The 26400-nt window shown below is 67.8% G+C and carries 24 protein-coding genes; 6 read left to right on the top strand and 18 right to left on the bottom strand.

The annotated features are described in order from the left end of the window. Nucleotides 1–55: 55 nt before the first annotated feature. The 4 genes from BEMPMBAN_RS31845 to BEMPMBAN_RS31830 form a co-directional block, all read right to left on the bottom strand. The gene (locus BEMPMBAN_RS31845) at nucleotides 56–1204 is read right to left on the bottom strand and encodes a fatty acid desaturase family protein (protein WP_159235564.1); all 1149 of its coding nucleotides are present in this window, start codon (nucleotides 1202–1204) and stop codon (nucleotides 56–58) included. A 151-nt stretch (nucleotides 1205–1355) separates the two neighbouring features. Next, a complete protein-coding gene (locus tag BEMPMBAN_RS31840; RefSeq protein WP_234897813.1) occupies nucleotides 1356–1748 on the bottom strand; it encodes a hypothetical protein in 393 nt (130 codons plus the stop codon). A 19-nt stretch (nucleotides 1749–1767) separates the two neighbouring features. Continuing rightward, complete coding sequence (locus tag BEMPMBAN_RS31835) at nucleotides 1768–2790, bottom strand: AGE family epimerase/isomerase (protein ID WP_159235457.1); 1023 nt, start codon at nucleotides 2788–2790, stop codon at nucleotides 1768–1770. Beyond that, nucleotides 2787–3920, bottom strand: a complete 1134-nt coding sequence (locus BEMPMBAN_RS31830; protein WP_159235562.1) for a glycosyltransferase — start codon at nucleotides 3918–3920, stop codon at nucleotides 2787–2789. The genes BEMPMBAN_RS31835 and BEMPMBAN_RS31830 overlap by 4 nt, the downstream gene beginning before the upstream one ends. 378 nt (nucleotides 3921–4298) lie before the next feature. Between BEMPMBAN_RS31830 and BEMPMBAN_RS31825 the strand changes: the two genes are divergently transcribed. Continuing rightward, nucleotides 4299–5321, top strand: a complete 1023-nt coding sequence (locus tag BEMPMBAN_RS31825) for a DUF2293 domain-containing protein (RefSeq protein WP_159235456.1) — start codon at nucleotides 4299–4301, stop codon at nucleotides 5319–5321. Between the two features lie 92 nt (nucleotides 5322–5413). On the opposite strand, the gene BEMPMBAN_RS31820 is transcribed toward BEMPMBAN_RS31825, so the two are convergent. After that, nucleotides 5414–7837 (bottom strand): S15 peptidase family protein, encoded by a 2424-nt coding sequence (locus BEMPMBAN_RS31820; protein WP_159235455.1) that lies wholly within the window; start codon nucleotides 7835–7837, stop codon nucleotides 5414–5416. A gap of 513 nt (nucleotides 7838–8350) precedes the next feature. Beyond that, nucleotides 8351–8479 carry a hypothetical protein gene (locus tag BEMPMBAN_RS33015; protein ID WP_272952268.1) on the bottom strand — a complete coding sequence of 43 codons (129 nt, stop codon included), beginning with the start codon at nucleotides 8477–8479 and terminating at the stop codon, nucleotides 8351–8353. An 11-nt stretch (nucleotides 8480–8490) separates the two neighbouring features. On the opposite strand from BEMPMBAN_RS33015, the gene BEMPMBAN_RS31815 reads away from it, so the two are divergent. Together BEMPMBAN_RS31815 and BEMPMBAN_RS31810 are read left to right on the top strand one after the other, a co-directional pair. After that, nucleotides 8491–10125, top strand: coding sequence for a fatty acyl-AMP ligase (locus BEMPMBAN_RS31815; protein ID WP_159235454.1), 1635 nt, complete (start codon nucleotides 8491–8493; stop codon nucleotides 10123–10125). Nucleotides 10126–10171: 46 nt separating this feature from the next. Beyond that, a complete protein-coding gene (locus BEMPMBAN_RS31810) occupies nucleotides 10172–10972 on the top strand; it encodes a GAF and ANTAR domain-containing protein (protein ID WP_159235453.1) in 801 nt (266 codons plus the stop codon). Here the strand turns inward: BEMPMBAN_RS31810 and BEMPMBAN_RS31805 are convergent. The 4 genes from BEMPMBAN_RS31805 to BEMPMBAN_RS31790 all read right to left on the bottom strand — a co-directional run bounded on the left by BEMPMBAN_RS31805 (nucleotide 10969) and on the right by BEMPMBAN_RS31790 (nucleotide 13977). Continuing rightward, entirely contained in the window at nucleotides 10969–11727 is a 759-nt protein-coding gene (locus BEMPMBAN_RS31805; RefSeq protein WP_159235452.1) for a GAF and ANTAR domain-containing protein, read from the bottom strand. The two genes, BEMPMBAN_RS31810 and BEMPMBAN_RS31805, sit on opposite strands and share 4 nt — an antisense overlap. Nucleotides 11728–11764: 37 nt before the next feature. Next, the gene (locus BEMPMBAN_RS31800) at nucleotides 11765–12472 is read right to left on the bottom strand and encodes a GAF and ANTAR domain-containing protein (protein WP_159235561.1); all 708 of its coding nucleotides are present in this window, start codon (nucleotides 12470–12472) and stop codon (nucleotides 11765–11767) included. Nucleotides 12473–12529: 57 nt separating this feature from the next. Continuing rightward, a complete protein-coding gene (locus BEMPMBAN_RS31795) occupies nucleotides 12530–12688 on the bottom strand; it encodes a DUF6307 family protein (protein ID WP_200846198.1) in 159 nt (52 codons plus the stop codon). An 86-nt stretch (nucleotides 12689–12774) separates the two neighbouring features. Next, nucleotides 12775–13977 carry a fatty acid desaturase family protein gene (locus tag BEMPMBAN_RS31790; RefSeq protein WP_159235451.1) on the bottom strand — a complete coding sequence of 401 codons (1203 nt, stop codon included), beginning with the start codon at nucleotides 13975–13977 and terminating at the stop codon, nucleotides 12775–12777. A gap of 206 nt (nucleotides 13978–14183) precedes the next feature. On the opposite strand from BEMPMBAN_RS31790, the gene BEMPMBAN_RS31785 reads away from it, so the two are divergent. Continuing rightward, the gene (locus tag BEMPMBAN_RS31785; RefSeq protein ID WP_159235450.1) at nucleotides 14184–15350 is read left to right on the top strand and encodes a N(5)-(carboxyethyl)ornithine synthase; all 1167 of its coding nucleotides are present in this window, start codon (nucleotides 14184–14186) and stop codon (nucleotides 15348–15350) included. Here BEMPMBAN_RS31785 and BEMPMBAN_RS31780 read toward each other — a convergent pair. Genes BEMPMBAN_RS31780 through BEMPMBAN_RS31770 form a run of 3 tightly spaced genes read right to left on the bottom strand, consistent with a single transcriptional unit; the run spans nucleotide 15343 to nucleotide 18773 of the window. Next, nucleotides 15343–16137, bottom strand: coding sequence for a transglutaminase-like domain-containing protein (locus BEMPMBAN_RS31780; RefSeq protein WP_159235560.1), 795 nt, complete (start codon nucleotides 16135–16137; stop codon nucleotides 15343–15345). The genes BEMPMBAN_RS31785 and BEMPMBAN_RS31780 overlap by 8 nt on opposite strands. Before the next feature lie 19 nt (nucleotides 16138–16156). Then, nucleotides 16157–17635, bottom strand: a complete 1479-nt coding sequence (locus BEMPMBAN_RS31775; RefSeq protein ID WP_159235449.1) for a glycoside hydrolase family 130 protein — start codon at nucleotides 17633–17635, stop codon at nucleotides 16157–16159. A 28-nt stretch (nucleotides 17636–17663) separates the two neighbouring features. Beyond that, a complete protein-coding gene (locus tag BEMPMBAN_RS31770; protein ID WP_234897811.1) occupies nucleotides 17664–18773 on the bottom strand; it encodes a glycosyltransferase in 1110 nt (369 codons plus the stop codon). A gap of 289 nt (nucleotides 18774–19062) precedes the next feature. Here BEMPMBAN_RS31770 and BEMPMBAN_RS31765 point away from each other — a divergent pair, with 289 nt between their 5' ends. Then, nucleotides 19063–19200 carry a hypothetical protein gene (locus BEMPMBAN_RS31765; protein WP_200846197.1) on the top strand — a complete coding sequence of 46 codons (138 nt, stop codon included), beginning with the start codon at nucleotides 19063–19065 and terminating at the stop codon, nucleotides 19198–19200. 182 nt (nucleotides 19201–19382) lie between these two features. Here BEMPMBAN_RS31765 and BEMPMBAN_RS31760 read toward each other — a convergent pair whose 3' ends face one another. The 3 genes from BEMPMBAN_RS31760 to BEMPMBAN_RS31750 form a co-directional block, all read right to left on the bottom strand. Beyond that, nucleotides 19383–19586 (bottom strand): cold-shock protein, encoded by a 204-nt coding sequence (locus tag BEMPMBAN_RS31760; protein WP_159235559.1) that lies wholly within the window; start codon nucleotides 19584–19586, stop codon nucleotides 19383–19385. A gap of 140 nt (nucleotides 19587–19726) precedes the next feature. Then, nucleotides 19727–20164: a DUF5994 family protein gene (locus BEMPMBAN_RS31755; RefSeq protein WP_425295028.1), complete on the bottom strand. Its 438-nt coding sequence runs from the start codon at nucleotides 20162–20164 to the stop codon at nucleotides 19727–19729. 335 nt (nucleotides 20165–20499) lie between these two features. Beyond that, nucleotides 20500–21774 (bottom strand): cytochrome P450, encoded by a 1275-nt coding sequence (locus tag BEMPMBAN_RS31750; RefSeq protein ID WP_234897822.1) that lies wholly within the window; start codon nucleotides 21772–21774, stop codon nucleotides 20500–20502. Nucleotides 21775–21966: 192 nt separating this feature from the next. Here BEMPMBAN_RS31750 and BEMPMBAN_RS31745 point away from each other — a divergent pair, with 192 nt between their 5' ends. Further along, on the top strand, nucleotides 21967–24156 hold the full coding sequence (locus BEMPMBAN_RS31745) for an MMPL family transporter (RefSeq protein ID WP_159235445.1): 2190 nt from the start codon (nucleotides 21967–21969) through the stop codon (nucleotides 24154–24156). On the opposite strand, the gene BEMPMBAN_RS31740 is transcribed toward BEMPMBAN_RS31745, so the two are convergent. Continuing rightward, entirely contained in the window at nucleotides 24153–24392 is a 240-nt protein-coding gene (locus BEMPMBAN_RS31740; RefSeq protein ID WP_159235444.1) for a DUF6480 family protein, read from the bottom strand. The two genes, BEMPMBAN_RS31745 and BEMPMBAN_RS31740, sit on opposite strands and share 4 nt — an antisense overlap. Nucleotides 24393–24500: 108 nt before the next feature. After that, nucleotides 24501–26261 (bottom strand): serine/threonine protein kinase StpK7, encoded by a 1761-nt coding sequence (stpK7, locus tag BEMPMBAN_RS31735; protein ID WP_159235443.1) that lies wholly within the window; start codon nucleotides 26259–26261, stop codon nucleotides 24501–24503. Between the last annotated feature and the right edge of the window lie 139 nt (nucleotides 26262–26400).

The raw sequence follows: 26400 nt of genomic DNA, 5'->3' as shown, positions 1-26400 counted from the left end.
TCAGGGCGGAGAAGTGCGAGTGGCGCCTGCCGTCAACGCAGTGTCAACGCACGGGTCAGGCGGCGCGCACCGCCGAGCGGCGACGCTCCACCCGCTGCTGGCGGCGTTTGCGCGGCCGGATCGCTGCGACGTCGGCATCCCGGCCGAAGAACCTGTCTGGGAATGCCAACCGGTGGATGATGCCGAGCGTCGAACCGTACTGGTGCGCCAGCGATCCGGTGAGATACGGCAGACCGTACCTGTCGCACAGCGGCCGGACCCGCTCGGCGATCTCGGCCAGCCGGTTGCTTGGCAGATCGGGAAACAGGTGGTGCTCGATCTGGTAGCACAGATTGCCACTGGCGAACCCCAGGAAACGGCCGGCCTTGAAATTGGCAGCTCCCAGCATCTGTCGCAGATACCACTCCGCCCTGGTCTCGTTCTGCAACACATCCGGCGTGAACTTCTGGGTGCCGTCGGGGAAGTGCCCGCAGAAGATCACCACGTACGCCCACAGGTTGCGCGCCAGGTTGGCGACCGCGTTCGCGCCCAACGTTCGGCGCCACCGCTTCAGGCTCAGCGCCGGCCACAGGGCGTAGTCCTTGAATCCCTGGCGGGTGATCTTGCCCGCCAACGCCTTTGTCTGCGTGATCTTCTCGGCGCGAGTCCGCCCCAGGTCGATGCCGTGCAGCGCGATACCCCATTCGAACGTCAATGCCAGGAACAGGTTCTGCAGCGGTTGCAGCAGGTGCCGGCGGCTCCACGGCTGATCCGTCGTCACCCGCATCACGCCGAAACCGAGGTCGTCGTCCTCGCCCAGCACGTTGCTGAACACGTGGTGGCGGTAGTTGTGCGACGACTTCCACTGCGACGACACGGCGACCATGTCCCACTCCCACGTGCTCGAGTGGATCTCCGGGTCGTTCATCCAGTCCCATTGGCCGTGGGACACGTTGTGGCCGATCTCCATGTTCTCCACGCTCTTCGCGAAGCCCAGAGCGGCGGTTCCCAACACCCAGCCGGCCTTCGACCGGGTGCCGGCGATCAGCAGCCGCGCGGCCACGTCGAGCGTCCGCTGGAACAGGATGGTGCGCCGGATGTAGGTCGCGTCCGCGGCCCCGCGAGAGTCCTCGATGTCGCTGCGGATCGTGTCGAGTTCACGTCCGAGGCATTCGATGTCGGTGGTGCTGAGATGGGTGTATCTGGCGATATCGGTGATGGCGATGTCAAAGTCCTAGGTAGATCCAGCGCAAGGGGCGTAGATCTCAACCCTGAACCGAAGTGTTTGCAGACCGGTCGACGTCGGAACCAGAAGAAGTCGAGTCGGCGGGTAGTTCCTAGAGTACCCGCCACACCGACCGGCAAACGCCCGGAGACTAGGCCCCGGGTTCCGGTGGCGCGGTCAACGGATGGCGGATCGTCCTGCCGGTGAGCCGCCGGCTGCGCATCGGTGGGCGCACCGGTCTCAGGTGCTCCAGCTGCCGGATCAGCTCCGTCTTGGCCTCCTGCAAGGCGCGGCTGAGGTCAGCGTGCGCAGCCACCGCCACCACCGGCGGCCGGCCGGGCAGCGTGGTGCGCAACGTCACACGCTGCTCCCTGCGGCCGCGGTCCTGCAGCGACACCTCAACGCTGACGTCGTTGGCCGACCTGCCCAGATGCGGCCGCAGCGACGCCAAGGCCTCCCGCACGTGGGGGCGCTCCTTCGCGACGAACCCCGCGCCGATGTGCACGACGAGCTCGGTGAGGCCGTTGCGGCGCTTGGTGCTCATCGTTACCTCGGTTCGAAAATCACTGGGAGACAGGCGAAAAACGGCGCGCCTGCTGCAACGTCGCGATCACGGCGAGGGTCGATTCGGCACCTTGGTTCAGGTTCACCCCGTCGGCGTGCAACCCGTCGAACCCTCCGCCGGTCTCCGGATCCCACATCGCCAGTCCGAGGTCGTTGTCGCCCTGGAACCAGGCCGCGGCCGACCGGATCCCCTCGGGCCACAGCGGTCGCGGGTCGACCGTCGCGGCGCGGGCACACGCGTCGGCCAGGCTGGCCACCTCGATCGGCTGCTGGTCGAAACCCGGCCGGGTGTCGCCCGGTCCCCTGCCGCCGGCGGGGGTGGGCGAGAGGTGCCCGTCTGCGGTTTCGTAGTTCAGCAGCCATTCCAGCAGATTCAGGCCGCGCCGGCGCAGCGCCTCGTCGTCCAGCGCGACTCCCGCGGCGATCATCGCCTCGGCGAGCACCGCGTTGGCATACGTGAGTCGTGGCTCCGGCCAAGGCCATTCGGCGTCGTCCGTCGGCTCGGGGAGCGCGGCGACGTAGTCGGTGAGAAGTTTGAGCGCCGTGGGGTGACCGGGGTCGAAGGTCAGCAGTTCGGCGGCGCCGATCGCAGCGAACGCCATTGCCCGCGGGTGCGGCGAGCGGGCCTCGGCGGCCCGGTCGAACTGGATCACGGCCAGCCGGCGCACCATGCTGACGTCGCTCTGGGCCGCGGCGGTGCCGAGTCCCCAAACCGTGCGTCCCCAGTGGTCATCGGTGGACGGTTGATCGGTCCAGTGCCCCCCGCAGGTCATCCGGTTGCGGCAGGCGCCGTCGAAGGACTGCGCCTCGTTCAGGAAGGTCAACGCCTTGCCGGCGAGGCCGTTGAGCACCCCCGGTGTATCAGGCTCGCGGGTGGCGACGACGAGGACCCTGGCCATGTCGTCGGTGCAGTAACCGTGCTCCCGGCGGCGGTCGGTCAGGCAGGCGTGCTCGAAGGTGGCGCGGTGATCGGTCATCGCGAGCAGGTGGGTGAAAACCGGAGGTGGCGCCATGTCGGTCATGCTGCCGCCAACCGAATCGCGACGAGTCGTTGCGCCACCGTCAGGTAACTGTCAGAGACGACGGGCCACGCCATCGCCGGAGCCAGGTTGCGCGCCTGCGAGGCCATGGTGCCCGCGACGCGCGGATCGTTCAGCAGCCGGCGCAGCGCCTCGACCAGTGCGTCGGGGTCGTCGTGTCCGACCACGGTGCCCGCGCCGCTGCCGAGCAGTTCGATGGCGTGCGGGAAGGCGGTGGCGACGATCGGCCGCCCGCTGGCGATGGAGTCGACCAGCACACCCGAGGTGACCTGGTCCTTCGAGTCGTAGGGCAGCACCACGACGGATGCGGCCTGCATCAGGGCGGTCAGCTGTGCGGGTGTGCGGTACCGGGCGTCGAAGGACACCGCGTCGGCCACCCCGAGACGCTGGGCCTGCGCGGTGAGCGCCTCGCGATACGCCTCCCCCTCGGCGGCGAGCACCTTCGGGTGGGTGCGGCCGGCGATCAGGTACCGGGGCCGGTGGGGAAGGTTCTTCAGCGACACCATCGCGTCGATGACCCGCTCCACACCCTTGCCCGGGCCCAGAAGGCCCCAGGTCAGGATGGTCGGCTGGCCGGAACGCTTCAGCGCGGTGGCCGTCGGGAGTGCCGCACCGTGCGGGATGATCGTCACCTTGCGGCGATCGACGGCGAAGCCGGCATACAAGCGCTCCTGGGCCGACTCCGACATCACCACCACGTGGTCCGCGAGCGCCAGGACCTCTTCGAGAACCGAACGTTGGTGCGGCGTAGGATCTTTGAGTACCGTATGGGCGATCACGATCGCCGGGACGTCGAGGCCCTTCATGATCTGGACGACTTCGTCACCGTCGGGGCCGCCGTAGATGCCGTATTCGTGCTGGATGACGGCGACGTCGCTCCGATTGAGCAGCTGTGACGCGGCGGCGACGGACGGCGCGGAGCCGTTGGTGAGCTCACCGATCACCTTGGGGCTCTCAGAGGGGGTTCCGTCGGAGATGCGCACCACGTTGACGTCGACGCCCTTCGCCGACAGGCCGTCGGCCAGGGCTGCGCTGAAGGTCGCCAGCCCGCAGGCGGTCGGCGCGTAGGTACTCAAGACGCCGAAGCTCGGCAGGTAGGAAAAGCCCTGCATCCCAAAGGGAGCGGCCAGATGGTTGACTAACGATGGAGCATTCAAGATTATCCCGACTGGGCTGTTGCCACCGGCGTGACCGGCGTGTGTGAAGACTCGGGAAGATCAGCGCGACAGCGCAGAAACTGACCTAAACCGGACTGCTGGGAGTACCAGCTCTCTCCAGTCTACACTCCGGAGCTGCTTCGAGGCGGGTTGCGTAGCGGCGACGGTCGATTAACTGCCCACGGCGAGCGAATAATTCGGTGTGCAATTCGCCGACCTTCCTTTGCGCCGAGTTTCTCGCTCGCCGTGGGCAGACCGGTGTGGCGTCCCGGCAGCGCGGTCCGCAACGTCCGCTCCCGCCCGTCGTACCGCCGAACTATCCTCAGACGTGTCATGGCAGGTATGCAGACGCGCGTTGCACGCATCGCAGAATCGGCGCTGGCCGAGCAGCAATTCGTCACGCCCCTCGACGTCCTGATCGGCCTCGGCTGGCTGGCGCAGCCGAACGTCGAGCGTTGGCAACAGGGTCGCGTCAGCTCACTCGACCGGTGCGTCCAGGTCGATCGCGACAAGACCGCCGCCGCGCTGGCCGTACTGCAATCCTGGGCCCGGGACCATGGCCTGCAACCATGGGACACCGACTACGGCGACCTCCAGTTCACCGACGGTGGCGATCACGAGGCCGAACGCACGTTCCGCACCCGCTGGGCCGCCGCGGAGGCCCCCGCTCCCGAGGCGCCGAAGAAGCGCTCTCGCGAGCTGGCTGTGATCGCGGCTCTCAGCTCGTGGACCTGTTCCTCCTGCGATGAGGACGGCGATCTACTCCTCCAGTCGAAGGCCGGCCCGCTCTGCCTCGATTGCGCCGACCTCGGCCACCTGGTCTTCCTGCCCTCCGGTGACGCCGCCCTGACGCGACGCGCCAAGAAGGCCAGCCGGCTCTCGGCCGTGGTCATCCGCTGGAGCACGCGACGGAAACGCTATGAGCGCCAAGGAATCCTGGCTGAGAACGATGCCATCGAGCTGGCCGCCCAGCAGTGCGCCGAGGACGCCGACGCCCGCGCCCTACGCCGCTCCCGTGACCAGCAGCGCCGGGCCGCCATCGACGAGAAGTTCCGCGACGAGTTCGCCGCCGCGATCCGCGACCAGTTCCCCGGCTGTCCGCCCGCCCGCGCCGAGGCCATCGCCTACCACGCCGCGCTGCGCGGGAGCGGCCGCGTGGGACGCAGTGCCGCCGGGCGGGCGCTGGACCCCGATGCCATCCGCCTCGCCGTTGCCGCCTCGGTACGGCACGTCGACACCGACTACGACGACCTGCTGATGTCCGGCCTCGACCGCGACGACGCCCGGCACCGGGTGCGTGGCCGCGTCGACGAGATCCTCAGCACCTGGTGCGACGGCGTGATCCAGCTCGACTGACCCCGCCACCCCGTTGACACTGCGTCCACGTCGAAGAAGTGCGAGTGCACCCCGCCCTCAGCGCAGTCTCAACGGGCCGCCGCGAGCCCGGCTCACGCCGCCGACGCCACCGACTCCACAGCCGCCAGCGTCGGCAACCGCACCGACATCTCTTCGACGCTGATCGCGCCCCAGGAGTAGAAGTTCAGGAAGTTGAACGCCGAGGTCACCACCTGCACCGTCACCGACTGTCCCGGCTGCAGCGTGTGCGCGATCTGCTCCATCGGGATGGTGACCGTGCGCGTTTCCCCGTCCAGCTCGACGGGAATCGGGGTGATGTGGTTGCCCAGCACCAAACCTGTTCTGTCATCAACGATCTGGGCATACACATGCTCGGCGTTGCCGTTGCCCGAGTAGGTCAGCGTCAGCTCCGGCGCCCCGACGATGTGCGTTGTCTCCGTGGCGTCGGGAACCCGCAGGTTGACTGCGTTGAAAGCCCATGTCGCCGACGGCACCCCGAGTAGCGCCGGGACCAGCCCCCTGGTGATGACCAACGGGTTGGGACCCGAACCGCCGAGGAACGGGATGTAGGCGATGGTCCTGCGGTCGGTCCGAACCGCCGTCACCGACGTCATCGACTCCGGCGCGGGATAAGTATCCGAGGAGAACCAGTCGCCGTTCTGGTCGACCCACTCGAACTGCGCGCCAGTGTCCACATTCTGGCCTCTGACGTGCCGGTTCAGCCAATCCAGCGTCCGGCCGATCACGAACTCTCCGTCGTTGAAATCGCTGAGGCAGGTGCCGTGGCCGCCGCAGTACCACAGCACCTTGGTGGTGGTGCCCGCCTCGATCAGCGCCAGCGCGTTGGCATCGGCCTGCCCCAGCGTGAACAGCGTGTCCACGGTGCCCTGGATCAGCAGCGTCGGCGCGGTGATGTCACCGATCTGATCGTCGTAGCCCCGGTCGTTGAGCAGGTCTAGGTCCGATTGCGACACCTGCCCGGTCAGGATGCCCACGATCGCCGCGGGCAGGATCCGCTCGTTCGGCCGCGACAGCGTGACCGCCAGCACCGCGCTCAGCAGCGTCCCCCACCCGCTGCGCACCGACTCGTCGGGGAACAGCACCTTGGTCAGGCTGTTCCAGGCGATCGTCGGCACGATTGCGTCGATCCGGTGATCGATTGCCGCCGTGGCCAATTGGATGCCACCGCCGTAGGAAGCGCCCACCATGCCTAACTTCGGATCGTTCACCCCGTCGAGCTCGACCTCGGGCAGTGTCGCCAGGTAGCTGATGATGTGCGACACGTCGCGGCCCTCGAAATCCGGTGACTGCAACTGCATCCGGCCGTCGGACCGCCACTCGCCGCGCGGATCCCAGGTGACGACGTTGTAGCCCGCCTGACGCAGTGCGCCGATGCCGATCACGTCGTTGGGCAGGAAGCTGTCGACCTCCAGTTCCAGCGTGGTCGAACCGGGCAGCCCCAGACCCGGGCCCGACAACACCGTCGGCGCCTGCTCTCCGGCGGCCAAGCCTTTGGCCGGCATGAAGTTCACGAAGATCTTGGCCCCGTCGAACGACCTCACCAGGAAGCTGCGTGGCGCAGGAGTGCCCGCCGGTGCCCGGTGGTCGATCGGGAAGCCGATCACCGGATGGAGGACGTCCCCAAGGAACGGGATCACGTGTGCGAGGCCGACGAGGGGCGTCACCACCAGGGGCCCCAGCACCGGGATCCGCTGCAGCCACTGCAGCGGCGGTGTCCATTCGACGATCTCGACGTCGGTCGGGATCGGGTACTGCTCGGCGGCGGCCACCACCAGGCTGGCGCCCACCTGCTGCGCCTCGGACTCGGCGGTCAGTTCCCGACCGGCGGCGACGAGCGACATCACCAGCGACGTCACCGCCGGGACGACAGGGGACTCGGTATCGTCCGCGACTTGCTCGGGGATGACGGCGGACAGCTCGGCCGTTACCACCTCGACCGGCTCGACCGGTGCGGTTTCGGTGACGGCTGGTGCCTGCTCGTCGACGTCTGCGGTGTCGGCAACGAGCGGCTCTTCGTCGACTACCGGCGGCGTGACGCCGGCCGGCTCTTCGTCGACTACCGGCGGCGTGACCTCGGCCGGCTCCTCGATTTCCTCGGCAGTCGACTCGTCGTCCCTGTCCTTGGCGTCCTCGACGTCGGCGTCTTCAGCGTGGTCGTCGGCGTCGGCGTCTTCAGCATCGTCGTCGGCGGTATCGATGTCAGAAGCGTCGCGCTCCGGCTCGGGTGCGTCCTGGTCGTCGGCATCAGCATCGGCGGCATCGGCTGAGTCGTCTGAGCCGGAGTCCCTGGTGTCGCGGGACTTCGACCGCGTCGACGATTTGTCACTCGAGGACGTGCCCGACGACTGCGAGGTGCCCGACGACGACGTTGTCGCTGACGAGGAGCCTGCGCCGTCGTCGGCCGCCGCCAAACCCGCCCCCGCGACGATTGCGGCACCGATTCCCAGTGCAACCGCCAGACCGCCCACTCGACCCACACATGACCCCGGACCCATGGCCAACTGCTTACCGTGTCTAACCGGCCTCCCGGGCGGCTTTGCCGATTTCTTACCGATGAGTCAGTTCCCGGGCACCTGCGCTGCGGAATCCGCGCCGACATGCCCCTTCGTCGACGAATCCATGCCGCGGAAGCAGGCTGCGAACCGGATCCAGCGAAGATGCCATGCCCCCGGGACCGCGCCGACGTCGCGATTCGGCAACGTGGTCCGCCGATCGGGACCGCCTCTGGACCGCCACGGTATGGTTTAGCAGGGTTGGCTCTCAGCCCCACGGAAACGTCACGGTGGCGACGGCTTGTCCCCGCCGATATTTCGACGTCAGCCGACCATTCACGGTGTGTGCACGCCACTGGGGGTTTGGTGTCACGACGTTTCCGAGGTCGTAACGATCGGTGGTACATCGGACACGCTTGGCTGGTCTTCGGCGGTTCACCCGGTACAGTCAGCGCGTCTGACACGTCGCGACCCCCGATCCGGCCGGATCGGGGACCGTCTGGGGAACCGAGGAGGTCACGCAATACCGCGGCCCGGCACCGGGCGGCGAAGGTCGAACTCCAGCGGCTCGCGCACCACCTGACGCACCAGCAACTTTTTCGCGGGCCGAAGGCACAGATCACCGGCGTCTCCACGCCAATGCATTAGGGGCTTCCATGAGCCGTTTTACCGAGACCATGTACGCCAACGCGCAGCGCAGCACCAAGGGCCTGATCACCGGTGAGCCGCACGTGCCCGTCCGCCAATCCTGGGCTGAGGTGCATCAGCGTGCCCGCCAGGTGGCCGGCGGCCTGGCCGCCGCGGGTATCGGACCCGGCGACGCGGTCGCCGTGCTGGCCGGAGCACCGGTCGAGATCGCGCCGACAGCCCAGGGCATCTGGATGCGCGGCGCCAGCGCGACCATGGTGCACCAGCCCACACCGCGCACCGACCTGGTCCGCTGGGCCGAAGAGACCACCGCGGTCATCAACATGATCGCGGCCAGAGCGGTCGTCGTCTCCGACCCGTTCATGGCCGCCGCACCGGTGCTGGCCGGCATGGGGATGACGGTGCTGACCATCGCGGACCTGTTGGCCAGCGACCCGATCGCGCCGGTCGACACCGACGACGACGCGATCGCGCTGATGCAGTTGACCTCCGGGTCCACCGGATCACCCAAAGCCGTGCAGATCTCCCACGCCAACATCGTCGCCAACGCCGAAGCGATGACCGTCGGTTGCGACTTCGACATCAACTCCGACGTGATCGTCTCCTGGCTGCCGTGCTTCCACGACATGGGCATGACCGGCTATCTGACGGTGCCGATGTACTACGGCGCCGAGCTGGTCAAGGTCACGCCGATGGACTTCCTCGGCGATATCTTGTTGTGGCCCAAGCTGATCAGCAAATACAAGGGCACCATGACGGCCGCGCCGAACTTCGCCTACAACCTCCTTGCCAAGCGCCTACGACGGCAGGCAACCGTCGGCGAGTTCGATCTGTCGTCGCTGCGGTGGGCGCTCTCGGGCGCCGAGCAGGTCGATCCGCTCGACGTCGAGGACCTCTGCGAGGCCGGCGCCCCGTTCGGCCTGAAGCCCGAGGCGATCATCCCGGCCTACGGGATGGCGGAAACGACAGTGGCGGTCTCGTTCTCCGAGTGCGGCGGCGGCATGGTCGTCGACGAGGTGGACGCCGACCTGCTCGCCGTCCTGCACCGGGCGGTACCGGCGACCAAGGGACACACCCGGCGTCTCGTCGTGCTGGGCCAGCCGTTGCACGGCCTGGAGCTGCGGGTCGTCGACGAAGACGGCGGCGAACTCGACGCCCGCGGCGTCGGCGTCATCGAGGTCCGCGGCGAGCCGGTCACCAGGGGATACACCACTGTCGGTGGGTTCATCGCGGCCCAGAACGAGCGAGGCTGGTATGACACCGGCGACCTGGGCTACCTCACCGAAACCGGCGACGTGGTGGTCTGCGGCCGCCTCAAGGACGTGATCATCATGGCGGGCCGCAACATCTACCCGACCGACATCGAACGCGCCGCCGGCCGGGTCACCGGGGTGCGACCGGGGTGTGCGGTCGCGGTCCGGCTGGACGCGGGCCGGTCCCGGGAGACGTTCGCGGTGGCGGTGGAGTGCAAGGACTACGCCGACGAGGCCGAAGTGCGCCGGGTGGAGCGGCAGGTCGCCCACGAGGTGTTCGCCGAGGTCGACGTGCGGCCCCGCAACGTCGTGGTGCTCGCGCCCGGCACCATCCCCAAGACCCCGTCGGGCAAGCTGCGCCGAGCGCACGCGCTCGCACTGGTGAACTGACCGGAGCGCTTTTCGACGTAGACCTGGGCGGGTACCTTCAGGGCACATGCCTGACTACGACGCGCAGCCCGGGCGCGTTCCCCACGACGATCCGTCGTCCGCGCAACGCGAAGCCGACGAGATCGACCTTAATGCTGGGATGCGAGGCGTCGCCGGCTTGGTCGCCGACGCCCGCGGCGTGACCGAACTGCTCGCCGACGTGGCGGAATTCGCCGCGCGCGCCATCCCGAATGTCGACGGGGCCAGCGTCACGCTGCTGCAGCCCCAACATGTCGTGCCCCGCCTGCAGACGTGCGCGGCCACCGCGGAGTTCGTCGAAGAAATCGACGACGCACAGTACTCGGAACTCCGCGAAGGTCCGTGCATCACCTGCATGCAGACCGGGCGTGCGGTCGTCAGCGGCTCACTCGGCAGCGACGACCGATGGCCCCATTTCGGCGGCAGGGTGGCCCGGATGGGCGTCCACTCGGCCCTGAGCCTGCCCCTGGTCGTCGGCGAGGAGGTGATCGGCGCGATCAACACCTACGCCCGGACCCGCGACGCGTTCGGTGAGCACGCCGTCCTGCTGGGATCCCAGTTCGCCGGGACGGCCGCGGTCTCTGTGTACAACGCGCAATTGCTGGCCAGCACGCGGGAGCGAACCGAGCATCTGCAGCGCGCCCTGGTCAACCGCGCGGTGATCGATCAGGCGATCGGCATCATCCGCAGCCGCACCGGCGCCGGGTCCGAAGATGCCGTCGACCGGCTCAAGCGGATGAGCCAGGCGGAGAACGTCAAACTCGTTGTCGTCGCTGAACGGCTGGTGGACGAGGCGGTGCGCCGTGCGCGAGCCCGACACCGCCCCTAACGTGTTGTCGGCGAGGCGAATTCGGTGATCGCGTCGATCAGTGCCGGGCGGGAGTGCCGATCGGTCATCAGCCGTCGAGCGACCTCGGTCAGGTGTTCGCCGTGGGCCCGCGAGTAGCCGCGCAGCACCGTGAAAGCCTCCTCCACCGGCAGGTCGAGGACCTCTCGCAGATAGCCTTTCGCCTGCTCCACCACCACCTGGCCGGCCAGCGCCGAACGCAGCTGCGGTAGCACCGTTGTCGGTGTCGGTGCCTGCCCCTGCAAGACCGCCACACACGCGATGTGCGCGAGGGTCTGAGCGACCAAGACGTCGGCATCGTTGAGTTCACCGGCCTCGGTGCCGAACAGGCCGAGCGCACCCAGCACCAGCCCGGCCGCCCGCATCGGGACGGCGTGCACCGAAGTGAACCCCGCTTCCCTGGCAGCCGGCACGAACCGGGGCCAGCGCTGCTCCTCGGCCTCCAGGTCGGCCACCGAGACCGGTTGTCCCGTCGCGTAACAATCCACGCACGGACCCTCATCGGTCTGCAGCTGGAACAGTTCCAGATCGCGGGCCTGCTCGGTGGTCGCGGCCAGCAGATGAAGTTGGTCGAACGGGTCGGCGAGCAGGAATCCGGCAGCAGCCACATCGAGCAACTGCGCACAGCGTTCGGTGAGTTCGGTCAGCAGGTCCATCACGTCGAAGTCCACGAGCAGGCTGTCGACGAGGGTGACCACCGCGTCCAGCACCTGGGTTTCACGCGGAGTCTCGGTCATATCGCCCCTCCATCCTGAGGATTCGGCACGCCACCCATCAGTCGGCTTCCAGCCTGATTCGGCGCGCAAGGATGTCGCGGGCCACCTCGGTGGCCGCGCGGCCGGTCGCATAAGCGTGGGCCCGCAGCCGCAGCAGCGCCTCGGCGGGTTCGATCTGCAGCTGAGCGACCAGCACGCCGGTGGCCTGGCTGACCTCCGCGCGCGACAGCGCGTTGAGCTCCGTCCAGGCGCTACTGCCCGGGTCGCTGGCAGCGGCCTTCATGTCGGAGTCCAACAGGTCGAGAAGCGGGATACCGGCGAGCTCCGCGGCGACGATCGCACCGGCGAGCTCGCCGCCGGCCAGCCTCCCCGGCAACACCCGGAAGAAGTCGAGAGCACCGACATACTCCCCGGCGACCACCACCGGCATCGCGTACACGCCACGGATCTTCAACTCGAGCATGGCGGGACCGTAGATCGGCCAGCGCTTGTCGTGCGGGTCGGCGAGATCGGTGACCAGGACCGGGGCTCGCCGGGTGATCGACTCCAGGCACGGCCCCTCGCCGAGGGTGAACTGCAGCTCGTCGTACTCCCGGGCGTTCGGGCTACTGGAGCCCAGTGTTCCGGTGTTGGCGCCGTCGAACACCAGTGAGATCGCCGCCGCGTCGATGTCGAGGAGCAACACACACGCCTCACAGAGCCGGTCGGCGGCATCCATCCCTCGCCGGCCGTCGACCGCAGCCAGGAGTTGTTCACGGATCGCCACTTTCAACCGATCCGGTTCCTGCCGTCGGTGCGGCCGCCGGGAAGCGTCACGGCCGGCTCAGCGCACCTTCTCGGGAATCGTGTTCAGTACGTGCAGCACATGCACGGCGAGATCGCCCGCGGCCTTGTCGCCGAGCTTGGAGTGATCCTTGATGGTGTCCTTGACGAGCTCGACCCGTCGGTCGTAGGGAGATCGGATCTGGGTAGGCGTCGCCATGATGAAATTCCTTCTTAGTCGGGCATCTTCGCTCGGAGCCGAGCTGCCCGATACCCCAACGGTACGCCCCCGTGCGCCGATCCGGGTCAGCACCGGCGTTTGCGTGCCCGCTCACGCAGCGCCGTTCGAAGGCCCCCCGCCGATTCGCCGCCGGTGGCACTGTCGAGAAACTTGCGTTCGGAAGCGGTTTCCGGCGCGTCGTCACTTGTCGCCACCAGGAACCGGTCCGGAAGCGCCAGCTTGTGGATCGTGCGCAGCACCAGAAGATATTGCCGCACAAACGAACTGCTGGTGTAGGGCAGATCGTACTTGTCACACACCTCGCGGACCCGCACCGCGATCTGGGCCAGTCGGTTGCTCGGCAGGTCGGGGAAAAGGTGGTGTTCGATCTGGTAGCACAGGTTGCCGCTCGAGAAGGCCATCACCGGGCCGGCGTCGAAGTTGGCGGCACCGAGCATCTGGCGCAGATACCACTCGCCCTTGGTCTCGTTCTCGAGCACATCGGCACTGAACTTCTCGGCGCCGTCGGGGAAGTGCCCGCAGAAGATCACCGCGTACGCCCAGAAATTGCGCAACAGGTTCGCGGCCGCATTTGCAGCCAGGGTGCGACGCCAGCGCGACCGACTCAGCGCCGGGAACAACACGTAGTCCTTGACCGATTGCCGGGCGATCTTGGTGGCGAACGCTTTCCGGGCCTGGACCACCTTGTCGTGGTCCGGCACCAGTCGGTCACGCTCGGAGTGGATGCCGTGCAGGCCGATCCCCCACTCGAAGATGCTGGCCAACAACAGGTTACGCAGCGGTTGAAACAGGTGTTCCGGTTTCCACGCCTCGTCGCGGGTCATCCTGATGACACCGAAACCCAGGTCGTCGTCCACGCCGACGACGTTGCTGAACACGTGGTGGCGATAGTTGTGCGAGTACCGCCACTGCGACGACACCCCGACCATGTCCCACTCCCAGGTGGTCGAGTGGATCTCGGGGTCGTTCATCCAGTCCCATTGACCGTGGCCGACGTTGTGGCCGATCTCCATGTTCTCGACGGACTTGGCGTAAGCCAGCGCCGCGGTTCCCACGGCCCAACCGGTACGGGACCGGGTGCAGCCGATCAGCAGGCGCGCTGCGACGTCGAGGATGCGCTGGAACTTGATGGTGCGCCGGATGTAGGCCGCGTCCTTGGCTCCGCGAGACTCTTCGACCTCACTGCGGATGGCGTCCAGATCGTTCGCGAGGGCTTCGATCTCCACCTCGGTGAGATGCGAGTAGGCGGCGATGTCGGCGATGGCCAATGCAATGTCCTGTCGGTCCGTCCGGGCGGTAAGGTGCGGGCTCGTGGCGGGAACCCAGGGTGTGCGGACCACCAGCCATATCGGTTGAAGACGGCAGCTCGTCGGCGTTGCTTCCAGGTTAATGAGGCCGACTGCATGCGTCAACGCGACCTGTAGGGTCAGGAGGTCGGGACCAACCGGGGCCCACCGTCGGAGGGGGCAGCGTCATGACACGAAACGCTGAACCACAACGGCTTTCACTGGGCGTGCTGGCGCACTCGCGCAAACCCAATGAACGTAGACTGGCTATCCATCCGGCGCACTTCGGCAAGATCGACCGCGGGATCGGGCAGCAGATCTTCCTCGAACACGGCTACGGCGCGCACTTCGGCGCCACCGACGACGCCCTGACCGGCATGGTCGGTGGCATCCGCACCCGCGAGCAGCTCATCGCCGACTGCGACGTCATCCTGCTGCCCAAGATCCAGGCGGCCGACCTCGCGGAAATGCAGGTGGGGCAGACCATCTGGGGTTGGCCGCACTGCGTGCAGGATCCCGAACTGACCCAGGTCGCCATTGACCGTCGGTTGACGCTGATCGCTTTCGAGGCGATGAACCACTGGCAGTCCGACGGCGGGTTCGGCCTGCATGTCTTCCACAAGAACAACGAGCTCGCCGGCTACTGCTCGGTGCTGCACGCCATGGCGCTGGCCGGAGTCACCGGCAGCTACGGCCGTCGACTGCGTGCTGCCGTGATCGGCTTCGGGGCGACGGCCCGCGGTGCGGTCACCGCGCTCAACGCCCATGGCGTCGACGAGGTGCACGTGCTGACCAACCGGGACGTCGCCGCCGTCGCCTCACCGATCCATTCCACCCAGATGGTCCAGATGGGGCGCGACCCAGACAACCCCGACCGGATCTGGGCGGACACTCCGGATGGTCGGATGCCGGTCGCGGACTTCCTGGCCGAGTTCGACGTCGTCGTCAATTGTGTGCTCCAGGATCCCGAATCCCCGCTGGTCTTCGTCACCGAGGCGGACCTGGCCGCCTTCACCTCCGGCAGCCTGATCATCGACGTCTCCTGCGACGTCGGCATGGGGTTCGACTGGGCCCGCCCGACGTCGTTCACCGATCCTGTCATCGAGATGGCCAACGGCGTGCAGTACTACGCCGTCGACCACAGCCCGTCGTACCTGTGGAACTCGGCGACGTGGGAGATCAGCGAGGCGCTGTTGCCGCACCTGGAAACGCTGCTGGCCGGGCCCGCAGCCTGGGAGCAGACCCCGACACTCGCCCGGGCCATCGAGATCCGCGACGGCAAGGTGCTCAACCCCGCCATCCTGTCGTTCCAGCACCGCGCTGGGGACTACCCCCATCCGGTCCGGCTCAGGTGATCGACACCAGCTGATCCATCGAATCCCTGGGAAGGTCCCCGTCGACGACGGCGCTGACCACGAGCCTGTCCAGCGTGATCGCCCCGTCGTGGTTGTCCAGGAAGGCGATGTCGGCGGCGTCGCGTCCCGTGGCGATGCGCACCACGGACTGCCGGGGCGCCAGCAGGGTCCCGTCGACCACCCGCCACTGCCCGTCGACGAACGCCTCGGCGACCGCGTGGAAGTCCATCGGGTACAGCCCCGGCGCATACACCGAGACGGCGCGGGCAGGGACGTTGACCGCCCGGAGCAGCGCCACCACGAGATGGACGAAGTCCCGGCACACCCCGGCGCCGGCGAGCAGCGTGTCCACCGCCCCGTCGATGGGGTCGCTGGAGCCCGGGACGTAGTTCAGCCGGTCGCCGACCCACGACGACACGTTCGCCAGCAGGTTCGCCGAATCGGTGTAGCTGCCGAATTCGGTTGCGGCGAAACCGTAGAACTTGTCGGCTTCGGCATAGCGACTGGGGCGAAGGTACATCGACAGGTCGTATTCGGTGACCGGGGCCGGGTCGGTGTGACCGATGACGGTCGCCGAGTAGTCGACCGCCAGCCTGCCCGGCGGCACGTTGCTGAGTTTGTGGATCCGGTTTCCGTGGGTGCCGCTGATCTCCCTGGCCTGCAGCGGTGTGCCGTCGAGAACGAACGACAACGACTCCCACACCTCGGTATTGGGGTGCGGTGCGACGGCGATCTGGAACTCCAGCGTCGTCTCCGCGGTGATGCCGACCTCGAGCTCTGCACCCACCCGTCGCTTCACGTTCACCTCATTCGCTCAGCGCGGCCAGCAATTCGGGCAGCGGCACCGTCGCGACCCCGATGGCCGCGTCATCGACACCGTACGGCAGCGCCAGGGTTTCGGCGTGCACGAGCGCCCCACACGAGTAGACGACGTTGGGCACGTAGCCGTCCTGCTCGTCGGCCAACGGGCTGAGCAGCGGTTCCCGGAGCCGGCCGAGGATGCGGGTGGGGTCCTCCAGGTCGAGCAGGATGGCCCCGATGCGGTATGTCCGCATCGGGCCGACACCGTGGGTGAGCACCAGCCAGCCGGACTCGGTCTCGATGGGCGGTCCGCAGTTGCCGAGCTGCAGCGCCTCCCAGGACTCGGTCGGCCGCTGGCAGGGAACCGAATCGGTCCACTGGAACGGGTTGTCGGTGAAGGCAATCGAATTCGACTCGCGGTCGCTTCTGGACATTGCAGCGAAGCGTCCGCCGATCAGCCGTGGAAACAGCGCCAGACCCTTGTTGGCTGCGGCACGTCCGACAAGAGGAGTCGAGGTGAAGCACTGGAAATCCTCGGTCTCCAGCAGCTGCTGCGAGATCTCCGAACCGCTGTAGGCGGTGTAGGTGGCGTAGAACGTGACCGATCCGTCGTCGCGGGTGAAACGCACAAAACGGGCATCCTCCATGCCGGCCGCCTCGGCGGCCATCGCCGGCGACAGCACCCGCTCGGACAGCGGGATCCCGGCAGGGAACTCGACGGCGTAGGTCCGCTCGGCGATCGCCTGGATCTGCGAGATCGTCCGCAACGCGTGGCCCCGCGTCTTCAGGTGGCCCTGCAGCTTGTCGATCTGCTCGTCGAGGTCGGCCCTGGTGAACCGGTCGCCGAGCGCGTCGAGCACGTAGTCGGCAGCCTCGCCGCCGACCCGCAGCCGCGCCAGCTCGCTGCGGAACACCGCCGCGTCGAGCAGCGTCGGCACCACCGTGCCGACGGTGGCATACGGCACCGGCGCGTCGATCGTCACCACGCCCGACGCGTCGACGACCCCGGTACGGAACTCGATGGACGACCGGTGCCCCTCGCCGATCCCCCGTACGCTCATCACGAAGCGCAGGCTGCCCGCCACGAGTCCCGACTGATCCGGGTGAGCGACCATGCTCGGGTTGCACAGCGCCGCACCTTCGATGGCGTACTCGCTGGTGAACGTCGCCCCCAGCAGCAGCATTCGCTCCTCGGACAAGTGAGCAGCGGTGTCCAGGCGGTCGGCGAGTTCCCGGGCGTGCCGCCGGAAGGTGCCTGCGAGGTCACGGTGGCGCTTGTCGAAACGCAGGACGACGTCATCCAGCGACGCCCGCACGTCCTCCTCGGTCAACGCGAGGATGCGTCCGAGTACGGCCCCGGCGCGGGAGTCGGCGAGTTCGTACTCTTGATGGCCGGGGACGAAGAGTTGCGCGATGACCCTCGACGGGTCGGCAGGCAGCCGCTGCGGGCTACGGGTGACGAGCCCAGCCAGCGGCGAAGTCATTGGAGCACAGACGATATCGGTGTCTGCGTCACTGCGTTCTGCGCTCGGCGAGGACCCGCTGGGCCAGCTGGACGTAGGCGTCGGCCACCACCGACCACTCCATCTCCGGTGCCAGCTGCCGGGCTTCGGCAGCCATCGAGCCGGCCAGCCGCGGCTGGGTGAGCACCTGGCGCAGCGCAGTGCGCATCGCGTCCGGGTCATCGTGGCTGACGACCAGACCCGCTCCCCCGCAGAGCAGTTCGATCGCGTGCGGGAAGGCCGTGGCCACGACCGGTCTGCCACTGGCGATGGCGTCGACGAGCACACCGGAGGTGGCCTGCTCAGTGGAGTCGTAGGGCACCACGATGACCGACGAGGATTGGATCAGCGCGGCCAGCATGGCACCGCCGTAGTACTGGGCGTCGAACGTCACCGAGTCCGCGACCCCGGCCAGGCGCGCCCGTTCGACGAGGGATTCGCGGTAGGCCTCCCCTTCCGCGGCGAGCACCTTGGGGTGCGTCCGGCCCGCCACCACGTAGCGCGGCCGGCCGGGGACGTCCTGCAACGAGGCCATCGCGTCGATGACCCGCTCGATGCCCTTCCCCGGGCCCAGCAGCCCCCAGGTCAAGATCGTGGGGCGGCTGGCGCGCTTGACACGCGGGGCCGTGGGGAGGGTGGCTCCGTGCGGGATCGTGGCCACCTTGTTTCGATCCACGGCGTAGGTCGCGGACAACCGCTTGCGTGCGACGTCGGACATCACCACCACACGATCGGCCTTGGCGGTGACCGTCTCGAACACGTGGCGCTGATGCGGCGTGGGGTTTTCGAGAACGGTGTGGGCGACGACGATCGACGGGACGCGCAGCGCCTCGAGGATGTCGAGCACTTCGACGCCGTCGGCGCCGCCGTAGATACCGAACTCGTGTTGGATGACGGCGACATCATGGAGATTGAGCGTGTCCGCGCAGGCAGCCACCGACCGCGCGGATCCGTTGACCAGTTCCGCGACCACCTGGCCGCCGGAAGGCGGCGAATCGTCGGCCACCCGCACGACGCCGACCGCTGAACCGTGCGCGCCCAACGCACTGGACAGCCCGGCGCCGAACCTCGCCACTCCGCATGGCGTGGGCGGGAAGGTGCTCAGCACACCGAAGCGCACAGTCTTGGAAAGTGGTTGCCGCGCAGCGGGAGCAAGAATTGATTGGAAGGTGGGCACAACGTTCAAGGCAATCCCGACGGACGGTTGCTACCGGCGTATCCGGCGTGAGCGGTTGCTCGGCGAGATCAGCGGAGCACAGCTGACGCATCCCGGACTGGCTGGGTTCCCAACCTATTCCACGTTACACCCTGCACCCTGTTGTCGCGACGCCCCCCAAAACGGCCGGATCAGGGGGTATGGTCGACCCATAGGGACCGTCCAGGCCCCCACAACGATTCAGGGGCCAGTGATGTCTGACAAGTCTCCTCGGCAGGGCATGTCGAAGAAGTCCGGAAAGTCTCTCAAGGAGAAACGCGCGGCCAAGCACGCCAAGTCCGCCGACAAGTCGTCGATCGTCGAGACCGCGGTGCACAACAAGAAGCGCTGACGCACAACTGATCCAGACGTCGGCTCACTGCTCCGCGGTGCCGGCTCCCGAAGTCGTTGAACGACTTGAACTCCGGGGATTCGTAGACCATCTCCATCAGCCTACGCTCGGAGTCGACCGAAACGAGATGTGGGCNGGCGGGAAAATCCCACCAGCCCACATCTACGGGTTTGAGCCGCCTACTAGACGACAGTCACGCCGACCGCCTGAGGACCCTTGGCGCCCTGTTCGACCTCGAACTGGACACGCTGGTTTTCCTCGAGCGAGCGGTATCCGCTCCCACCGATTTCCGAGTAGTGAACGAACACATCTTCTGCGCCGCCATCGGGGGCGATGAAACCGAAGCCTTTATCGCCGTTGAACCACTTCACAGTTCCCTGTGCCATACTATTTTCAACTTCCGTCATTCTGAAAGGATGTCAGACAGACATCCCAGACAAGGCTAGCACGATTGGCCCCTCAACCTGAAACGCTCCGAATGCGCCACTGACGCAGTGCGTTTCATCGCCGACCGGCGGGCCGCCCCTCAGGAACTGATGGGATTGCACCACTTCGCGCTCTCGGCCTCGGCGAGCTGCATCACCACGCGGGCCGTCTCGAAGAGCCGGGAATCCCCGGTGCCACCCGAGGTGGGCAGGCCTGCGGCGGTGCGAAGCACCATCAGCCCGAGCGCCTGCGATGTCATGCTCGGTACGACAAGGAGTTTCGCGCTCGCCGTGCGACCGACCACCACCATCAGGCGGGGGCGTCGGTAGTGTTCGCCGGCACGCATCAGCCGCGCGCCGGTGGCGATCGTCTCCAGGTCGAGCTGACCTTCGGTGACCGACCAATTGATGCGGATGTCCACGATCTCACCGAGCGCTCGATGCAGAGCACCGACCAACTCAGGGAGTTCGGTGGCCACCGAGGCCGTGTGCGGCCACCAGGCACCGTCGATCTCGCCACCGAGCTGGCCGGCGAGCATCACCCTGATCGGACGGGAAGCGCGGCGGGACCGCGCCAACCCGTTCACTGGGATGGCGAATCAGCAGAGCTGTTCTTCTTCGGTTGATCAGAGAAGACTGGCGCCTGCACCGGCTCTTGGGACTTCGGGCCGGTGTTGGAGACATGCGGCGCCTGACGGTGTGAGAACAGATCAGACGAATCCATGAGCAACGTCCTTGAGTGGTACGGGGGCATACCCCGCACTGTGTCCGAGCGAAGAGAATCGCGTCGCGGGCTGAGTATTGTCACGCCGGAATTTGTCGCATCGGACTATCGGCGCGAACTCGGCCTACCCCTGAGACTACACCCACCTGCTCATTCGGCAGCGGGAAACGTCGCTGCGGCCGGTGAGACGATCGAACGGACGCGGATACGGGCGCCCCGGTGCGGCACGAAGATCACGTGCTTGAGGCGTTGGCGCTCCCCCGCCGCGGTGGTGGGCTCAAGCTCGACGCGGCGCAGGATCTCTCGCAGCACAACACGGAATTCCACCGTCGCGAACGTCGCGCCCAGACATCGCCGATTGCCTCCACCGAACGGTAGATATGTCGACGGGCTGGGGGTCGCGGCGAGCATGCGTTCGGGGTCGAACCGGTCTGCGTCCGGATACACCGCGTCGCTGGAGTGCACCACCACCATGCCGGGCACCACCATCACCCCGGCAGGCAGCCGATGTCCGGCCAGCTCGACAGGCTCGGTGAGGATCCGGCCGACATCGAACACCACCGGGCGGATCCGCAGCGTCTCCTTGGCCACCGCGTCCAGATAGTCGTCATCGCCGTCGTGTGCAGCGCGCACCGCCCGGGACAGGATCGCCGGATGCCTGGTCAACCGTTCCAGTGCCCACGACAGCCCGGTCGCCGTGGTGTCGTGGCCGGCGAGCAACAGCGTCATCAACTGATCGCGCAGCTCCAGATCGGTCATCTCGCGGCCGTCGTCGTCCGCGGCCGCCACCAGCATCGCCAGCGCATCGGTGCGCTGCGCGAGGTCCGGGTCGGCGCGGCGGTCGGCGATCTCGGCGTAGAGCAGCCGGTCGGCCTCGGCGATGGCCTCGCGCAGCGTGCGCCACGGTCGCCGACGCATCAGCCCGGGATCGAGCAGCGCCAGCGTCTGCCACGGCCCGACCCGCAGCAATTCGGGCATCACCGCGCGCAGCGCTGCCAACCGTGCCGGATCCGTCGCGCCGATGACCGTCCGCAGGATCACCTCCAGGGTGATCTGCGACATCCGCGGTGCGGCGGGAAACGCCGTGCCGACGGGCCAGTCCGCGATGTTGTCCGCGGCGATCTCGGCGATCACCGATGCCTGCTTCGCGACCGCGTCCCGCGCGAACGGCGCGAGCATCAACCGCCTGCGGTCCCGGTGCAGATCCTCGTCGACCACCAACACCGAGGTCTCGCCGAGCAAGCCCTTGAGCATCGAATTAGCTTCTCCCGCATGGTATATCCGCGGGTCGCCGGCGAACACGGTCTTGATGTCCGCGGGGTCGGTGAGGTAGACGAGCGTGCCCATCGACGCGACCCGCAGTGTGAACGCTGAGCCGAAACGCCGTCGGCACCAAGCGACGAATCGGGGCCCGAACCGCAGCATCAGCGCCGCCTGGACCGCCCTGGGCAGCCGCGGACCGGGAGGCAGGGACGTCGACGTCACCGCTTCAGGATAGGAGCCGACGGTGACTCGGGTCACACATATCGGCGGGCCTGGGCGTGCGTAATCCACCGCCGCAGCGGGCATTGCTGGGCCAAGTCCCTGTGGTCACGACCGAAAGAAGACACCCACACGATGTCGCGCTACCTGTTCGCAATCGGTGAGTTCAGCTATCGCCGCCGCTGGCTGGTACTGATTGCCTGGCTGGCCGCCCTCGCCGCCGTGGCGGTCGCGTTCGTCGGGTTCCGCGGTGAGCCCAGCGACAACTTCACCATCCCCGGCACCGAATCGCAGCGGGCCGTCGAACAACTGCGCCAGGAGTTGCCGGTGTTCGGCGGTGCGCAGACCCAGCTCACCTTCGCCGCGCCCGAGGGGCGCGCGATCACCGATCCGGCGCTCGCGGCGGGAATCGGTGAGGCCGTCGCGACCGTCAACGCCATCCCCGGGGTCGCAGCGGCCGCCGGACCCACGCAGACCGGGCAGATCGCCCCCGACGGCAAGGTCGGGCTGGGCACCGTGCAGTGGGAAGCTCCCCTCGGCGAGGTCACCGATGCCTCGCTGGCCTCGCTGGAGTCCGCGATGGAGCCGGCGCAGGACGCCGGTGCGCGCGTCGAATACGCAGGCAGCGTGTACCCCGGCTACAAGGTCAGCGTCCCGCACCTCCCCGAGATCATCGGGGTCGGCGTCGCGTTCCTGATCCTGCTGATCACCTTCGGCGCCGTCGTCGCCGCGGGACTGCCGATCCTGACGGCCAGCATCGGCGTCGGCATCGGCGCACTCGGGATCTTCGTCGTGGCGGCGTTCGTGAACATGCCCACCGCCTCGTTGTCGCTGGCGCTGATGCTGGGTCTTGCCTGCGGCATCGACTATGCGCTGTTCATCCTCAACCGGTACCGCAACAACCGGCTGCTACTGATGCCGGGCGAGGAGGCCGCCGGGCTGGCCGTGGGCACCGCAGGGGGCGCCGTGGTGTTCGCGGCGCTGACCGTGATCATCGCGTTGTGCGGCCTTGCGGTGGTGGGCATCCCGTTCCTCACCTACATGGGCCTGGCCGCCGCCGCGGCGGTCCTGATCGCGATGCTGATCGCGCTGACCCTGCTGCCCGCGCTGTTCGGTTTCGCGGGCACCAAGGTCTCCAAGTTCATCCGGACACCGCTGCAGCCCGGCCGGGCCAAAGAGGTCGCCCAGGTCGCCGCGTACACGCCGCAGCGCACGTTCGGCGCGGCGTGGGCACGATTCGTCGTGCGGTTCCGCAAGCCACTGCTGCTAGGCGGGTCCGCCGCGCTGATCCTGATCGGCCTGCCGACCTTCGGCATGCACCTCGGGTTGCCGAGCGGGTCATCACAACCGGAGTCCAACACCGCCCGGCAGGCCTACGACCTGACCGCAGAACACCTCGGACCCGGCTTCAACGGCCCGCTGCTCGTCGTCGCCGACCTGGCCGGGGCCGACCCGCGGGCCGCGTCCACCATCGCCGCCAACGTCGGCCGCGAACCGGGCGTCGTCGCGGCCGCACCCGCAGGCGGCGACGAAAGCACCGCGGTCATCCAGGTCATTCCGGCAACCGGGCCCAACGACACCGCGACCGCCGACCTGGTCCAGCGCATCCGGGCCGACCGCGACACGATCGAGGCCGACACCGGCGCGACGATCCTGGTCGGCGGCACCACTGCGTCCAACATCGACACCTCGGACAAGCTCGCGGCCGCGCTGCCGGTGTTCGTGATCGTGGTGGTCGGGCTGGCATTCGTGTTGCTCACGCTGGCCTTTCGCGCCGCGCTGGTGCCGATCACCTCGATCATCGGCTTTCTGCTCTCGGTGTTCGCCGCGCTCGGGGTGCAGGTGGCTGTCTTCCAGTGGGGCTGGGGTGCCAGCCTTCTCGGCATCACACCCGGAGAGACGATCAGCTTTCTGCCGATCATCGTGCTGGCCATCATCTTCGGGCTGTCCAGCGACTACGAGGTGTTTGTGGTCTCCCGGATCAAGGAGGAGCTCAGCAGGACCGACGACGCGTTGGCCGCCGTCCGTAACGGTGTCGGCCTGTCGATGCGCGTGGTGACGGCCGCGGCGCTGATCATGTTCGGTGTCTTCATCGCCTTCCTCGCGGGCAGCGATCCGATCATCAAGTCGGTCGGGCTGACGCTGGCGGTGGGAGTCTTCCTGGATGCGTTCGTGGTGCGCCTCACGCTGATCCCCGCGGTGATGAGCATGCTGGGCAGCCGGATGTGGGTGCACTCCAAGTGGTTCGGTCGCTACGTCCCGGACCTCGACATCGAGGGCACCGCGCTGGAGTCCAAGCACCCCAGCCCGGTGGGGACTTCTTAGTCCAGCAGTTGCAGCACCAGAACCACCGCGGTGACGGCGAACAGCGCTGCGAACAGTCCGATCGCGATGAACGCGGCGATCGCCCTCGGTGTCAGGTTGCGTCCGGCGGTCGGGTCCGCGTTGGACGTCGCCGAGGTCTGGGCTGAGTCCGGAGGCGTCTCACCCGGGGGCACGCCGCCGGCGGGCTCCTGACCGGGGACGTTCACGGGATCGGGATCCGGGGGCAGAGCTGTCATGAGTCGATCACCTGTCGCTGTCGTTCCGGCACGCCCCGAGAGGGCCTGGTTTGCAGGCGTACCCCGCACGCGGACGTTTACACCGGCCGTTGAGGCGCAGCCGAGCCGCTACCTGGAGGAGCCGTTGATCACCGGTTTGTCGATCATCCCGCGCTCCACGCCCCACATCGTGGCGATGGTCCGGTACTCACTGGTCTGCATCAGGTGTTCCAGCGCCAGCCGCAGTGACTCCGCCAGCCCCGACCCCTTGGCCACGGGCCAGCCGTAGGGCGCGGAGTCGAACACGTCACCGGCAGGCACGAGATCGCCACGACTGAGCTTGATCGCAAAGCCCGTGACCGGCGAGTCCGCCGACATCGCGTCGACCTCGCCGCGCAGCAGCGCCTCGGTCACCTGGTCCTGGCTGAACGACACCACGATGTCCACGGGCGGTTGACCGGCGGCCAGACACTCGTCGCTCTTGCGCGGAAGTTCCTGGGTCTCCTGCAGAGTCCCTTGTGCCACAGCGACTCTGACGCCGCAGGGCGACCGCGGGTTCGGATTGGTACCGGATCGCTTCGCCCATTGGGTGCCGGCCTGAAAGTAGGTGACGAAGTCGACCGACGCCTCGCGCTCCCGGGTGTCGGTGACCGAGGATGCGCCGACGTCCAGGGACCCGTCCTGCACCGACGGCAGGATCTTGTCGAACGGGGTGTCGCGGTAGTCGGGCACCAGGCCCAGCACCTCGGTCACCGCATCCATCAGTTCCACGTCGAAACCCACGAGTTGACCATCGGCGTTCTTGAACTCCATCGGGGCGTACGGCACGTTCACCCCGATCACCAGCCGGCCCGCCTCCCGGACCTCGGCGGGCACCGTCGCCGCGATCGACTCGATCGCGCCGTCCGGCAGCGGAGGCAGGTCACTGCCGTTGTTCCAGGGGGCCCACTGCCACAGTCCGATCGCGGCCGCCGCGAGCACCAGCACCGCGGCGCCGGCAACCGCACCCGCCTTCCGGGGCGGTTTGCGCTCGGTCCGGGCGGCATGCCGAGAACTGCTACCCCGTTTGCGCACCGGCGCGTCGAGGGCACGGCGCGCGGCTTGGGCGAGCTCACCGGCGCTCTGGTATCGCTGTGCCGGCTTCTTGGCCATACCTTTGGCGATCACCTCGTCGAACGCGGCCAGTCGCGGATCGGTGGCGGAGGGACGCGGCAGCGGGGAGACCATGTGCCCGGCGATCTGCTGCTCGAGGCTGTCGGCCGGGTAAGGCCTTGAGCCGGTGAGGCATTCGTAGAGCACGCAGGTCAGCGCATAGATGTCGGATCGCGCATCGACCTCGCCACCCTCGAACCGTTCCGGGGCCATGTAGGCCAGGGTGCCGAGCGTGCTGCCCGCGGTCGTCAGACCCTTCTCACCGGCGGTGCGGACCAGCCCGAAGTCGATGAGGTATACGAAGTCGCGCCCGGTGATCAGGATGTTGGACGGCTTGATGTCGCGGTGGATCAGACCGCCCCGGTGCGCGGCGTCCAGCGCGTGGGCCACCTGCTCGACGATCGTGACGGCGAACGCCGCACCGAGCGGTTTCTCGGACTCCGACAGCATGGTGCCAAGGTTGCTGCCCTCGATGAGTCGCATGTCCAGATAGAGCCGGCCATCGATCTCGCCGAAGCCGTGGATGGGCACCACGTGCGGATCGTTGATGCCCGCGGCGGCCTGCGACTCGCGGCGGAACCGCGCCTGAAACGTCTCGTCGACGGCCATGTGGTGCGGGAGGACCTTCAGCGCGACGACACGATCGGTCTTGGTGTCGTAGGCCCGGTAGACCTCGCCCATCCCGCCCTGGCCGATCAGCTTCTGGAGCCGATAGTGCCCGAATGGTGTCGCATTCACCGGTTTCTCCTCGGCTGCGGCCAATCGGTAGTCGCTAAAAGCTACCCCATGTTTGCCGAGACTGCCCGGGTGCACGGCAAATCGCTGACCACTGCTCGCCGGGCGTTGGATTCCGATGCGCTGCGTTGCGGGCGGGGGT

Origin of the sequence: Mycolicibacterium austroafricanum (genome assembly GCF_902705885.1) — a bacterium.
Classification (GTDB): domain Bacteria; phylum Actinomycetota; class Actinomycetes; order Mycobacteriales; family Mycobacteriaceae; genus Mycobacterium; species Mycobacterium vanbaalenii_A.
The sequence above is the reverse complement of the archived record's forward strand: the minus strand, read 5'-3'. Positions and strand labels throughout refer to the sequence as shown.